Source organism: Paracoccus sp. J56 (assembly GCF_019633685.1).
In the GTDB taxonomy this organism is placed as follows: domain Bacteria; phylum Pseudomonadota; class Alphaproteobacteria; order Rhodobacterales; family Rhodobacteraceae; genus Paracoccus; species Paracoccus kondratievae.
Window position 1 is genome coordinate 46,081 of record NZ_JAFL01000020.1, and the last position, 13,563, is coordinate 59,643.

Genomic DNA, 13,563 nt, shown 5'->3' on the forward strand with positions numbered 1-13,563 from the left:
CCTGCCCGGACAAAGGTTCGGGCAGGGGCTTGTTTCAGATCAGAACAGCACGGCCTCGTCGCCAAACCACTTCTTGATCATTTCATTGAGCGATCCGTCCTCTTTCATCGAGGAAATGGCGGCGTCGAATTTCTCGCGCAGCTCGGTGTCGGATTTGCGCAGCGCCATGCCGATACCTTCGCCCAGCGGGATATCGTCCTTGCCGGTGACCCAGACGATTGCCCCGCCCGATTCCTCGACCACCGGGACGAGGAAGTCCTTGTCGGCAAAGACGGCCTCGGCCTCACCATTGCGGACCGCACCCACAGCTTCGTCAGGGGTTGCGAATTCCAGAAGCTCGGCCCCCGATTCAGCGACGTATTGTGCCTGAATGGTGCTGGTCTGGGCCGCGACGACGCCTTGCGTCACATCCACATCAGCCGCAGGCGCGGCATAGGCCGATGCAGTCGGCGGGATGTAGTTCTGCGAAAAGGCGACGGACTGGCGGCGCTCTTCGGTGATGCTCATCCCGGCCATGATCGCGTCATAGTTCGAGCTGTTCAGGTTGGGAATGATCGAATCCCAGTCATTCTTGACCCAGGTGCATTCCAGCTGGGCGCGTTTGCACAGCTCATTGCCCAGCTCGACCTCGAAACCGTCGACCTCGCCCTGATCGTTGACGAGGTTGTAGGGAGGATAGGCGCCCTCGGTCGCAATGCGCACCGTCTGTGCCAGACCCATGCCCGCGGTCAGCGCAAGGGCTGCGGCAGCAAGCATCAAGTTCTTCATCCTTCACTCTCCTGTTGGTGTTTTCATTCGGCCATTGTTGCACTCAGGAACTGCCGCAGTCGTTCGGAGCGGGGTGCGCCGAACAACTGGTCAGGGGGGCCTTCTTCCTCGATCCGGCCTTGATGGAGAAAGACGACGTGATCGCTGACATCTGCCGCCAGACGCATGTCATGGGTGACAAGCAGCATGGTGCGATGTTCGGCGGCAAGGTCCTTGATGACGCGCACCACCTCTTGCTGCAACTCGGGGTCCAGTGCGCTGGTCGGCTCATCCAATAGCAACGCCTTGGGCTCCATGCACAGGGCACGCGCTATGGCCGCGCGCTGCTGCTGTCCGCCCGAAAGCTGCGCGGGCCAGGCGTCAGCCTTGTCGCCGATACCAACCTTGGCCAACAGCTCACGCGCGCGGGCCTCGACCTGGCGGGGATCGCGTTTAAGCACATGCACCGGTGCCTCCGTGACGTTTTGCAGGATCGTCATGTGGGACCAGAGGTTGAATTGCTGAAACACCATCGACAGATTGGTGCGCAGCCGCGTCACCTGTGCCCGGTCGGCAGGGGCACGCGCAAGACCGGTACCGCGCCAACGCACGGCCTCGCCCTCAAACAGGATCTCGCCTTGCTGGCTGTCTTCAAGCAAGTTGCAGCAGCGCAGAAGCGTCGATTTGCCCGACCCGGACGAGCCGATCAGGCTGACGACATGGCCGCGCGGTGCGGCAAGGCTGACGCCGCGGATAACCTGCAGTGGGCCGTAAGACTTGTGCAGGTCCCGGATCTGGATCACCGGCGCGTCAGAGCTGCGAGAGAGCCCCGCGGCCGGGGGCGTAGCGGCTGTCATACTGATCGGTTCTGTTTGGCTCATGCAGATATGAGGCGATATTTGCCACTCGATTGCAACGCTTTCCTCGCTGGCTTTCCGGTCAGGTCGCAGGCTTGAGTGCGGGGGCAGGAGCAGTGGTTTTTCACGAATCCACCTGACCCAGATCGTCCAGAGCCTGATTCCTGGCCAGAGCAGAGTCGCGGTCGTTCACGCCCAACAGCCCGGCGACCAGCCGCACCAACGCCTCTTCTTCGGGGTCGCGCTGGCCGTCGACATAGGCAACCTCCCACAGTGCGGCGATGATCTTTTGCCGGTCTTGCAACTCGACACGTTCCTTGATCGTACGGGTAAAGCGTACCGTATCAGGGGCTTCGGCCTCGATCATCTCGGCTGCGGCGCGCTTTTCGGCGGCCTCGATCCGGGTCAGGCCACAGCGGCGCGCCAGCACCTGGTCGATGCGCTGCTGCTCGACAACACCATAATGATCGTCGGCGCGTGCCAGCCGCACCAAAAGCGAGGCGACCGCGACTTCGGCATCCTGCCCGTTCAGGCGCGTTTGGTCGGTACTGTCGGCGAAAAGCCGGGTCAGAAGATTGCGAAACATGGGCGGATATTATGACATTTTCACGCCGCAACAATATGCAGCGCGAAATTTGTCAGGCAGATTTTTCGCCCTGAGAGGATCTGGCCCCGGAAAACGCGTAAGCAGTCAGCCGTCAGGCTGCGCCCTGCGCCCCCTGACCTCAGCTAGTAACGTTGCGGCACATAGAGTTCCGGCGGCAGCACCTCGCGCTCGTAATCGGGATTAAAGACCCGATCAGGCAGGGAGATCTCTTCATGCGGGACGTCGCCATAGGGAATCATGCTGAGCAGATGAGCCATACAGTTCAGCCGCGCCCGCTTTTTGTCATTGCCGGGGACAATGTACCAGGGCGCTTCGGGGATGTTCGTGCGCTCGAACATATCTTCCTTGGCCTTGGTGTAGTCCTCCCACCTGACGCGTGCCTGCAGGTCCATGGGCGACAGTTTCCACTGTTTCAGCGGGTCATGAATGCGCATCAAAAAGCGCATCTGCTGTTCCTCATCCGTGATCGAAAACCAGTATTTCACCAGCCGGATGCCCGAGCGAACCAACATCCGCTCAAACTCCGGGACGTCGCGAAAGAACTGTTCGACCTGATCTTCGGTCGCAAAGCCCATCACCCGCTCGACCCCGGCGCGGTTGTACCAGCTGCGGTCAAAAAGCACGATCTCGCCGCCCGCTGGCAGGTGGGGAACGTAGCGCTGGAAATACCATTGGGTCTTTTCACGGTCCGAAGGCGCGGGCAGGGCGACCACACGCGCCACACGTGGGTTAAGCCGCTGGGTGATGCGCTTGATTGCCCCGCCCTTACCTGCGCTGTCGCGGCCTTCGAAAATGACCACGACCTTTTCCTTGTTGTATGATACCCAGTCCTGCAACCGGATCAGTTCAGCCTGCAAACGCAGCAACTCGCGGAAATAATCCGCGCGCGGCATCGCATCGGGATGGGCGGCGCGATAGATCCGGGACAACTCTTGCGACAGGGTCGCATCCTCAAGCTCGATCTCGATATCCTCATCCAGAGTGTCCTGAAGTTCGGCCTCGAGCCAGTCTTTGGGCGTTGCGTCCCGCATCGGTGATCTCCTGCTGCTCTGCGGCGGTCTAGCTGGACAATGTGACAATCCCGTGTCGGTTCCTAGAACAGCCCGGTGCAGGCCCGGATGATGCCAAATGCGATGCCGCCGCCGCTGGATCCGGCAACTGTGCCACACCAGCGACCGTCATTGGAAAAAAGGCTTTTGCTGCCTTTGGGGCGGTAGGCGACGCGCTTGCCGGTGACAGTGAATAGATTCAGCGTTCCCGCACCGTTCGGAGCGTAATACCCAACGACCGAACCGTCACCGGTAAAGATTACCCGCTTTTCATTGGCCGGGTTCTGCGGAGAATTGGCATAGCTGGATGAGCTGTTGGCCGAACTGGCCGCCGAATTCGCCGCCGCATTGGGCGAATTTGAGGTTTTTGCCGGAGAGTTCTGAGGCGCGCCGGGTCCCAGATCAAAGGGCAGGCTGGTCTGATCAATCAGAAACAACGGTGCATCCGCAAAGGCGGGTGTGGCAGAAAGTGCGATCAGAGTCAAAAGTGCGCGCATGTCGGGACCATTCCTGTGATCCCGACATTATGGCGACAGGCGGTGGATCAGACCAGCCGCTCGTTCTCCATCGCGGCGCGAACGAAGCCCGCGAAAAGCGGCGCAGGCTCGAAAGGTTTCGACTTCAGCTCGGGGTGCGACTGGACGCCGATGAACCACGGATGGTCGGCATATTCGACCACCTCGGGCAGCCGCCCGTCGGGGGACATGCCGGAAAAGCTGAGACCGGCTTGCTCAAGCTTTTCACGATATTTGGCATCGACCTCATAGCGGTGACGGTGGCGGTCCTCGATCTCCAGCGCACCGCCATAAACCTTGGAAATCTTCGAGCCGGGCGACAGCACCGCCGTATAGGCGCCAAGCCGCATGGTGCCGCCTTTGTCGTCGGTCAGCTTGCGCTGGACGGTGTAATTGCCCTGCACCCATTCCTTGAGGTGATAGACCACCGGGGTAAAACGCGTCTCGCCGGCCTCATGGTCAAATTCCTCGGAACCCGCGTCGGGCATGTCGGCAAGGTTGCGCGCCGCCTCGATCACGGCCATCTGCATACCAAGACAGATGCCCAGATAGGGCACTTTCTTTTCACGGGCATATTTCGCTGCGGCAATCATGCCCTCGGTGCCGCGCTCGCCAAAACCGCCGGGAACGATGATTCCGTTGTAGCCGTCCAGAAGATGGGCGCCTTCGCCTTCAAGCTTTTCGCTGTCCACCCAATCAGCGCGGACGCGGACACGATTGGCCATTCCGCCATGGGTCAACGCCTCGGCGATGGATTTATACGCGTCCTCAAGCTGGGTGTATTTGCCGACCACGGCGACCCGAACCTCGCCCTCGGCATTTTCCAGCCGATCCATCACATCCTCCCAACGTGTCAGATCGGGGCGAGGGGCAGGGCTGATCTGAAAGGCGTCAAGCACCGCCTGATCGAGACCGGCACGATGGTAGGCCAGCGGGGCCTCATAGATCGACTTCAGGTCATAGGCCGGGATCACGGCGTCAGGCCGTACATTGCAGAACAGTGCGATCTTGGCGCGTTCCTTTTCCGGGATGGGCTGCTCACTGCGGCAGACCAGGACATCCGGGGCAATCCCGATCGAGCGTAGCTCTTTCACCGAATGCTGGGTCGGTTTGGTTTTCAGCTCACCACTGGCGGCCAGATAGGGCATCAGCGTCAGATGCATAAAGATCGACTGCCCGCGCGGACGTTCCTGCGAAAACTGCCGGATCGCCTCAAAGAAGGGCAAGCCTTCGATATCGCCGACCGTGCCGCCGATCTCGCAGAGCATGAAATCGACCTCTTCCTCGCCAATCGCAAGAAAGTCTTTTATTTCATTCGTGACGTGGGGAATGACCTGAATGGTTTTACCCAGATAGGCGCCACGCCGCTCTTTCTCCAGAACGTTGGAATAGATCCTGCCGGCCGAGACCGAGTCGGTCTTACGCGCCGACACGCCGGTAAATCGCTCATAATGCCCAAGGTCGAGATCGGTTTCCGCCCCGTCATCGGTGACAAAAACCTCACCATGTTCAAAGGGGCTCATGGTGCCGGGATCGACGTTCAGATAGGGGTCAAGCTTGCGCAGACGCACAGTGTAGCCCCGCGCCTGCAAAAGCGCCCCCAGCGCCGCCGATGCCAGCCCCTTGCCGAGCGAAGAAACCACACCGCCGGTGATGAAGATGTATCGCGCCATCGAGGCCCCCGTGAATTATCAATAGCAGATTGCGGCCCGAATCTAGCGGGTATCACGGGACTAAAGTCATATCTGATTTATCCCGTGGCCGCAACGGACCGCAAGTTATGGTAAGGGGCAGCCGAGGCGGCCCCAAGTTATGGTATCAGTTATTGCCTGTATTCTGGGCAGCCGGTTCCTGCGCCGCCGGAGCCGCTTCGCCAGCCTCAGCAGGCGCCTGCGGGGCAGGGGTCTGGGCTGCCGGCGCGGGCGGCGTCACCGGTTGGCCAGCGCCCGGAACAACGGGCTGGCCCGCACCCGGGGGCGGCGTATAGCCGCCGATTCCGGGCAGTTCGCCTGCCGGCGCAGTTTCGGCCCCGCCAAGATCCAGCTGATCCACGATCGAGCCGCTCGACGCATTTTTTGCAGCGATCAGGGTCAGGGTCATCGAGGTGATGATAAAGCCGATAGCAAAAATCCAGGTCAGTCGCGACAGCGCGTTGGCGGCCTGACGACCGGTCATCACACCGCCGCCACCCCCGCCAATGCCAAGGCCGCCGCCCTCGGACCGTTGCAACAGCACCACTCCGATCAGCAGGACGGCAAGGATCAGATGCACGGTAAGGACGACGTTTTCCACCACGGGGCCTTTCATTCAGCGACGCGCCTATCTAGTCACCTGGGCACGGGTTGGCAAGCGGGGGGAACCATGGGCGCGCTGATGATCCAGGGAACCGGGTCGAATGTGGGAAAATCGCTGCTGGTGGCGGGGCTGTGCCGCGCGGCTTTGCGGCGCGGGATCAGTGTTGTACCCTTCAAGCCCCAGAACATGTCGAACAACGCTGCCGTCACCCCTGATGGCGGAGAAATCGGCCGCGCACAGGCCTTACAGGCGCGGGCAGCCGGGCTTGCCCCTTCGGTCCACATGAACCCGGTCCTGCTGAAACCCGAGACTGACCGCGCTGCGCAGGTGGTGGTGCAGGGTCACGCCATGACCCGCGCCGCCGCCGCCGATTACGGCGCCCTGAAACAGCAACTGATGAATGCGGTTCTGGACAGCTTTTCCCGCATGCGCAGCGCCCATGATCTGGTGCTGGTCGAAGGCGCCGGCAGTCCGGCCGAGGTCAACCTGCGTGCCCGGGATATCGCCAATATGGGCTTTGCCCGTGCTGCCGGCGTGCCTGTGGTTCTGGCCGGAGACATCGACCGCGGCGGCGTCATTGCCCAGATCATCGGTACTCAGGCGGTGATTGATCCTGAGGATGCGGCGATGATCCGCGGCTTTATCATTAACCGTTTTCGCGGGGATCCGTCGCTGTTTGACGAAGGCCGCCACTTTATCACTGAGCGCACGGGTTGGCCCGATCTTGGGCTTGTCCCCTGGTTTGCCGATGCCGCGCGCCTGCCCGCCGAGGACGCAGTGGATCTGCGTCGCGCCTCGGGGGCAGGGGGGCTGCATATCGCCTGTCCGATGCTGTCGCGTATCGCCAATTTCGACGATCTCGACCCGCTCACGGCCGAGCCGGGGGTGCGGTTGACCATGGTCCCGCCCGGTCAGGCCTTGCCGGGCGACGCTGATGTGGTGATCCTGCCTGGGACGAAATCGACGCGCGGCGACCTGGATTTCCTGCGCCAGCAAGGCTGGGATATCGACCTTGCCGCGCATCTGCGGCGTGGGGGGCGGGTGCTGGGGATATGCGGCGGCTATCAGATGCTTGGCCGCCGGATCCACGACCCTGATGGCTATGACGGCAGCCCCGGCAGCACCCAGGGGCTGGGACATCTGGACGTCGAGACGCGTATGGCCCCGGAAAAGCGCCTGACCCGTAGCCGGGGGACCGCACTAGGCGCGCCTGTTGAAGGGTATGAAATCCACATGGGCCGAACCGAGGGACCGGATTGCGCCCGCCCCTTTGCCCATATTCCCGGCCCGGATGGGGCAGGCAGCCCGTGCGGCAGGGTCGCGGGTACCTATCTGCACGGGCTTTTTACCGGCGACGCCTTTCGTGCGGCATGGCTGGCGCAATTTGACGCAGTCTCGGCCCTGAATTACGGTGCCGGAGTCGATGACGTGCTCGACCGGCTGGCCGAGCACCTTGAGGCGCATCTGGATATCGACCGTCTGCTATCGTTTGCGCGTTAGAGGAGGCCGGTCAGAATACGCTCGGCCTCAGCCTTGCAGGGGGTAAGGCGGGCGCGATCTTCTCCGGGGAAGAAGCGAGCGCGAACGGCGGTCGGCATCGGTGCTGGTTCGGCAATGACGACACGAGGACCAAGCGTCTGATTCTCAAGCTGCCAGCTGCGAGCCAGCGCGATCTGCGCGGCCTTGGTCGCACCATAGCTGCCAAAGAATTTCTGCCCGGCGTATTTGTCGTCAAAGAACAGCGCCGTGCCCTTACGCGCGCGCAAAAGCGGCTCGATCAAACCGATCAGCCCGCGTGTCGTGACAAGGTTCAGATCCACGGATTTCTGAAAATCCTTGCCGTCGATATGGCCCGCCGGGGACAGCGGCGCGGCGTGGATCGCAGTATGTGCCCAGAGATTTAGTCCGCCCCAACGCTCTGTCACTGCCTTGGCCATCTGTACCATGGCCTCGGGCTGACCAATATCCATGGGAGCCAGCGTGGCCGAACCGCCAGCCTTGCGGATACGGTCGTCCAGTTCTTCCAGCGCACCAGTCGTGCGGGCAACAGCCAGGATATGCCAGCCGCGAGCGGCAAGGGCTTCGGCCAAAGCGGCACCAAGGCCGCGCGAGGCGCCGGTGATCAGCGCGATTTTGTCATGCTCGGTCATGGCTGCCGATTTGGCACTGGCTGCGGGCGGGTGCAAGCCCCGGCATTCTGGCTGCGTCATTCTGGCCGCGCTTCCTGCTGCAATCGCGCCAGTGCCGACTGGCAGATACCCAGATCAAGCCATTGGCAACCCGAACAGATTCTTGCAAGATCCCGGGGTTGCAGACTGTCGACCGCGCGACCCTGTGCCTCGGCCCAGGTCATGCGCTGGCCGGGCCGGATACCAAGCGCCGCTGCATGGCGGCGGTCGAGCCTGCGAATGCGCTCATCGCCAAGGCAGCCCATGCCACGCCGCGAAGGGCAGGGCGCGCAGATCGAATCTGCCATTCCGGTGATCAATACAGGCGTCTGCGGATCAGCGCGCAGCCGGTCGCGCACAATGCTGTCCATATTGGCGGTGAACTCGGGCGAATAGCCGCTGCCCTGCCAGCCGATCGCACAAAGTACGTGATGGGGACGCAGCAGAACGGCCCCGGATGTGCTCCGGGGCCGTTTCGTATCTTTCTGCGTTTTGCCGCTCAGCGGGCGTCCAGCGGCTTGTAGTCGCGGCGCGGAGCACCGACGTAAAGCTGGCGCGGACGGCCGATCTTGTTCTGCGGATCGGCAATCATCTCTTTCCACTGCGAGATCCAGCCGACAGTCCGCGACAGCGCAAAGATCGGGGTGAACATCGAAGTCGGGAAACCAATAGCTTCGAGGATGATGCCCGAGTAGAAATCGACGTTCGGATAAAGCTTCTTGGCGACGAAATATTCGTCCTCAAGCGCGATCCGCTCAAGCTCTTTGGCAACCTGGAGGGTCGGGTTGTTGTGGATACCAAGCAGGTCCAGAACCTCGTCAGCCGATTCCTTCATTACCTTGGCCCGCGGGTCAAAGTTCTTATAGACCCGGTGACCAAAGCCCATCAGGCGGAACGGATCGTTCTTATCCTTGGCGCGAGCGAGGAATTCGGGGATCCGGTCGACAGTGCCGATCTGGCGCAGCATCTCAAGGCAGGCCTGGTTGGCGCCGCCATGTGCCGGCCCCCAGAGGCAAGCGATGCCTGCGGCGATACAGGCAAAGGGGTTCGCGCCCGAAGAGCCAGCCAGACGCACGGTCGAGGTCGAGGCGTTCTGTTCGTGATCCGCATGCAGGGTAAAGATGCGGTCCATAGCGCGCGCCAGCGCCGGGTCAACCTGATAGGGCTCGGCCGGGACCGAGAAGCACATGTGCAGGAAGTTGCTGGCGTAATCCAGCTCATTGCGCGGATAGACGAAGGGCTGGCCCAGCGAATATTTATAGGCCATCGCAGCGATGGTCGGAACCTTGGCAATCAGCCGGATCGAGGCGATCTCGCGCTGGACCGGGTCATTGATGTCGATCGAGTCGTGATAGAAGGCCGACATGGCCCCAACCACGCCCACCATGGTCGCCATCGGGTGGCTGTCGCGGCGGAAACCGCGGAAGAAATAGTGCATCTGTTCATGCACCATGGTGTGGCGGGTCACCCGGGTTTCAAAGTCAACGAGCTGGTCGCGGTTCGGCAGTTCGCCGTAAAGCAGCAGGTAGCAGACTTCCAGGTAATGCGAATGCTCGGCCAGCTGCTCGATCGGATAGCCGCGATACCAAAGCTCACCCTTGTCGCCGTCGATATAGGTGATGGTCGAATCACAAGACGCAGTCGAGGTGAACCCGGGGTCATAGGTAAAGACGCCCGCTTCGCCATAGAGTTTGCGAATGTCGATGACGTCCGGCCCGGCGGTCGGGGAAAGGACTGCGAGATCGAAATCCTTGCCTCCCAGTTGCAGTTTCGCGGTTTTTCCTTCAGCCATTCCCAGTTCCTTTCACCTGTCGCCAGCCCACGGGCCGGGTGATGGGAGCGGGCCTTAGCCCGCCTGATCCTGCAGCCGGGCCAGCGTCTCTTCGCGGCCAAGTGCTAACATCATATCGAACACGCTGGGGGTTGAACTGCGGCCAGCGAGCGCCGCACGAAGCGGTGCCGCGATCTTGCCCAATCCCAGCCCGTGCGACTCGCCGATTTGCTTGGCTGCCGCTTCGAGTTCGTCACGGCTCCAGCTAGCATTCTGCACTGCGGCAGTCAATTCACTCAGTATACCACGGGATACAGAATCCAGCGCCGATGCGGCCTTTTCTTCGATCTCGACCGGACGATCGATCAGGGCGAAATGGGCCTGATCAAGCAGCGCGGGCAGGGTTTTTGCCTTGGCTTTCAATGCCTCAAGCGCCGGACGGATACGCGAAATCTGGCGCTCTTCCAACGGCGCAGCCCCAGTAGCTGCGAGGAAGGTCGCAATTTCGGCCAAAATATCATCGTCGCTCATCCGCGCGATATGCCAGCCGCTGACATGCTCAAGTTTCTTGAAGTCCAGCCGGGCAGGAGCCTTGCCAATCCCGTTGAGGTCGAACCATGCCTTGGCCTGCTCATCATCGAAAAGCTCGTCGTCGCCATGGCTCCAGCCAAGACGGGCAAGGTAATTGCGCATCGCCGCCGCTGGATAACCCATAGCCGCATATTCATGCAGACCGACCGCTCCGTGACGCTTGGACAATTTCTTGCCGTCAGGTCCATGGATCAGCGGAATATGGGCGAACACCGGGATCTGCCAGCCCATGCCCTGATAGATCTGAATCTGCCGCGCAGCATTTGTCAGGTGATCATCGCCGCGGATAACATGGGTGACACCCATGTCATGGTCATCGACCACCACCGCCAGCATATAGGTGGGCGTCCCGTCCGAGCGCAGCAAGACCATGTCATCCAGCTGTTCATTGGCAAAGGTCACGTCGCCTTGCACAGCGTCATGAACCACAGTTTCTCCGCTGCGCGGCGCCTTTAGCCGAATGACATAGGGCTCATCAGGATGGGTCGCCGGATCCGCATCGCGCCAAGGCGAAAGAAACAGCGTCGAACGCCCTTCGGCCTTGGCTGCTTCGCGGAACTGCTCGATCTCTTCGACAGTCGAGAAACATTTATAGGCCGTCCCGTTTTCCAGCATTGCGCGGGCGACCTCAGCATGGCGTTCACGGCAGGCGAACTGGCTGGTCGGCTCACCGTCCCAGTCCAGCCCCAGCCAGCGCAGACCTTCCAAGATCGCCTCAGTCGCCTCGGGTGTTGACCGCGCACGGTCGGTATCCTCGATCCGCAGCAGAAATTTCCCGCCCCGGCCACGGGCATAAAGCCAGTTGAAAAGTGCCGTTCGCGCGCCGCCGATATGCAGATAGCCGGTCGGAGAGGGGGCAAAGCGGGTCACAACAGGGGAGGAATCAATCATGCGAGGTCCGGTCGATCCAGAAAACAGGGATATTGGCTGCGTCGATTAACTCTTCTGAAAGAGTCGGCATGCCAATCTTGCCGTCACAGATACGCAAGTGATGCGACAAGGACAAGTTTTGGTGACGGAATCGGTAAACACCTCCCTGATTGGCCTGCCGGTGGTCCGTAGGGAGCGGCTGGCATCGCAGAGCGCGGTACCAAGGCCTCCGGTCACGTTGCGTGCCGGGCTGCTACCCTGGATACCCTTTTGGCTGGCGCTTGGCATCGGCGGCTGGTTTCTGCTGCGCGATGAGCCCGGCCGCAAGTTCTACGCAGCGCTGGTGCTGATCGGGGGGATGAGCCTGCTTTTATCGCTTGCAGCGCCCAGATTGGCGGAAACAGGGCGCATCGGCTGGCCATGGGCCGACCGTTTGCGGCTTGTCGGGCTGGCGCTGTGCCTTATCACGCTAGGCGCCGGGCTGGCCGGGGGCAGGGCGCATATGGTCGCGGCTCCGGTGCTGGGGTTTCGTTATTATGGACCGGTAGAAGGTCGGGTAATCGGCATTGATCGCTCTTCCAGCGACCGCATCCGGCTGCTGCTTGACCGGGTAAGGCTGCATAAGGTGCCGCCAACCCGGACTCCGGAACGGGTGCGGGTCTCCCTGCATGATTACGAGACGTTGCCTGTGCCCGGGCAGCAGGTGATGCTGACCGCGCATCTTGCCCCGCCCGCAGGCCCGACTGAGCCTGGCGCTTTCGACTTTCGCCGCCTCGCCTGGTTCGAGCGGCTAGGGGCTGTTGGTTACGCCCGCACGCCGGTGCTGACCGTAGCACCTCCGGCTGGGGACGGGTTGCTCAGCATGCATCGGCTGCGGATGAACCTCGCGGAATCCATGCGCCAGAAAATCGGCGGACAGGCCGGAGCAGTAGCAGCGGCGTTGATGACTGGCGACCGCTCGGGAATCGCCGAGCAGACCAATCAGATCATGCGCGATTCGAACCTGTACCACATCATCTCGATCTCAGGCCTGCATATGAGTATGCTCGCGGGGTTCGTCTATGCCGGTCTTCGGCTTGTCGGCACCGCAATACAGGGTGCAACAGGGCTTCGGCCCGGCCCACTGCACAAGCTTGCCGCAGCCGGCGCGCTTACCGCAGCCGGGGTGTATCTTTGGCTGTCAGGTGGCGGTGTTGCGACCGAGCGCTCTTTCATCATGGTCGCGGTAATGCTGCTCGCGATCATTGCAGACAGGCGTGCGGTTTCTTTGCGCACCGTCGCAGTCGCAGCGACTATAGTTCTGGTGGTGAAACCCGAGGCACTGACTGACCCCGGTTTTCAGATGAGTTTTGCCGCCACAGTCGCACTGATCCTTGTACATGAGCCGTGGCTGAAAGTTTCACCACACCTGACTTGGTGGACAAGGCCAATCCTGATGCTTGTCGTCTCATCGCTGGTAGCAAGTCTCGCCACCGCACCGATTGCTGCTGCCCATTTCGGCCGAATGACCCAGTACGGATTGCTTGCAAATATGCTTGTTGTGCCGGTCGTTGGAGTACTGGTCATGCCCGGTGGTGTCATGGCGGCTCTGCTCGCACCTATCGGACTGGCGCAGCCAGCACTGTGGTTGATGGGTGTCGGTACAAGTTGGATGCTGATGATCGCTCAATGGATCGCTGACTTGCGTGGAGCAGTGATGCTGATCCCGGCGGCACCAAACTCGGTCCTGCCGGTCATGGCCATAGGTGCAGTGTTGGTGACACTTGGTCCTATGGGAGGATACCACCGCGCAGCGCTATTCTCCCGACGCCTGGCCGGGGCAGTCTTGATGGTAAGTGCGATCATTCTATGGCTGACAGACAGGCGCCCCGATATTCTTATTTCGGCTCAAGGCGATGCGGTCGCAATTATGACGCCTGCTGGACGTGTGCCTTCAAAACCAACTGGTGGTAGTTTCGCTGTCCGCAATTGGCTGGAGGCTGACGGTGATCCTGCCGATCAAGAGAGGTGGACCCGCCTGGTGAGACAGTTTGGCGGCTTGGCTAAGGTGGATCGGGTTGGTTTCTATGCCGCCAGTCGCTCCGTCATTTCCG

13 protein-coding genes are annotated in these 13,563 nt (G+C 61.4%); 2 read left to right on the forward strand and 11 right to left on the reverse strand.

Going from position 1 to position 13,563, the window contains the following annotated elements:
- Nucleotides 1–39 precede the first annotated feature (39 nt).
- From M511_RS14300 to secG, 7 genes are all read right to left on the reverse strand, one after another.
- Nucleotides 40–768: a transporter substrate-binding domain-containing protein gene (locus tag M511_RS14300; protein ID WP_010395031.1), complete on the reverse strand. Its 729-nt coding sequence runs from the start codon at nt 766–768 to the stop codon at nt 40–42.
- 23 nt (nt 769–791) lie between these two features.
- Nucleotides 792–1,604 carry an ABC transporter ATP-binding protein gene (locus M511_RS14305; RefSeq protein ID WP_010395033.1) on the reverse strand — a complete coding sequence of 271 codons (813 nt, stop codon included), beginning with the start codon at nt 1,602–1,604 and terminating at the stop codon, nt 792–794.
- Nucleotides 1,605–1,728: 124 nt separating this feature from the next.
- Nucleotides 1,729–2,190: a tellurite resistance TerB family protein gene (locus tag M511_RS14310; RefSeq protein ID WP_085502544.1), complete on the reverse strand. Its 462-nt coding sequence runs from the start codon at nt 2,188–2,190 to the stop codon at nt 1,729–1,731.
- A gap of 143 nt (nt 2,191–2,333) precedes the next feature.
- Nucleotides 2,334–3,242 carry a polyphosphate kinase 2 gene (ppk2, locus tag M511_RS14315; protein ID WP_010395037.1) on the reverse strand — a complete coding sequence of 303 codons (909 nt, stop codon included), beginning with the start codon at nt 3,240–3,242 and terminating at the stop codon, nt 2,334–2,336.
- A gap of 62 nt (nt 3,243–3,304) precedes the next feature.
- On the reverse strand, nt 3,305–3,757 hold the full coding sequence (locus tag M511_RS14320; protein WP_085502545.1) for a hypothetical protein: 453 nt from the start codon (nt 3,755–3,757) through the stop codon (nt 3,305–3,307).
- Nucleotides 3,758–3,804: 47 nt separating this feature from the next.
- The gene (locus M511_RS14325) at nt 3,805–5,448 is read right to left on the reverse strand and encodes a CTP synthase (RefSeq protein WP_010395039.1); all 1,644 of its coding nucleotides are present in this window, start codon (nt 5,446–5,448) and stop codon (nt 3,805–3,807) included.
- A 145-nt stretch (nt 5,449–5,593) separates the two neighbouring features.
- Nucleotides 5,594–6,082, reverse strand: a complete 489-nt coding sequence (gene secG, locus M511_RS14330; protein ID WP_085502546.1) for a preprotein translocase subunit SecG — start codon at nt 6,080–6,082, stop codon at nt 5,594–5,596.
- 54 nt (nt 6,083–6,136) lie between these two features.
- Between secG and M511_RS14335 the strand changes: the two genes are divergently transcribed.
- A complete protein-coding gene (locus M511_RS14335) occupies nt 6,137–7,570 on the forward strand; it encodes a cobyric acid synthase (RefSeq protein WP_085502547.1) in 1,434 nt (477 codons plus the stop codon).
- Here M511_RS14335 and M511_RS14340 read toward each other — a convergent pair.
- Genes M511_RS14340 through gltX form a run of 4 tightly spaced genes read right to left on the reverse strand, consistent with a single transcriptional unit; the run spans nt 7,567 to nt 11,491 of the window.
- Complete coding sequence (locus tag M511_RS14340; protein ID WP_085502549.1) at nt 7,567–8,220, reverse strand: SDR family NAD(P)-dependent oxidoreductase; 654 nt, start codon at nt 8,218–8,220, stop codon at nt 7,567–7,569. The genes M511_RS14335 and M511_RS14340 overlap by 4 nt on opposite strands.
- Nucleotides 8,221–8,276: 56 nt before the next feature.
- Nucleotides 8,277–8,840 (reverse strand): DUF1284 domain-containing protein, encoded by a 564-nt coding sequence (locus tag M511_RS14345; protein WP_227493339.1) that lies wholly within the window; start codon nt 8,838–8,840, stop codon nt 8,277–8,279.
- Entirely contained in the window at nt 8,738–10,030 is a 1,293-nt protein-coding gene (gltA, locus tag M511_RS14350; RefSeq protein ID WP_010395045.1) for a citrate synthase, read from the reverse strand. The genes M511_RS14345 and gltA overlap by 103 nt, the downstream gene beginning before the upstream one ends.
- Nucleotides 10,031–10,084: 54 nt before the next feature.
- Nucleotides 10,085–11,491, reverse strand: coding sequence for a glutamate--tRNA ligase (gltX, locus tag M511_RS14355; protein WP_085502548.1), 1,407 nt, complete (start codon nt 11,489–11,491; stop codon nt 10,085–10,087).
- 121 nt (nt 11,492–11,612) lie between these two features.
- On the opposite strand from gltX, the gene M511_RS14360 reads away from it, so the two are divergent.
- Nucleotides 11,613–13,563 (forward strand): ComEC/Rec2 family competence protein (locus M511_RS14360; protein ID WP_254901060.1); only part of this gene is annotated, 1,951 nt, incomplete at its 3' end.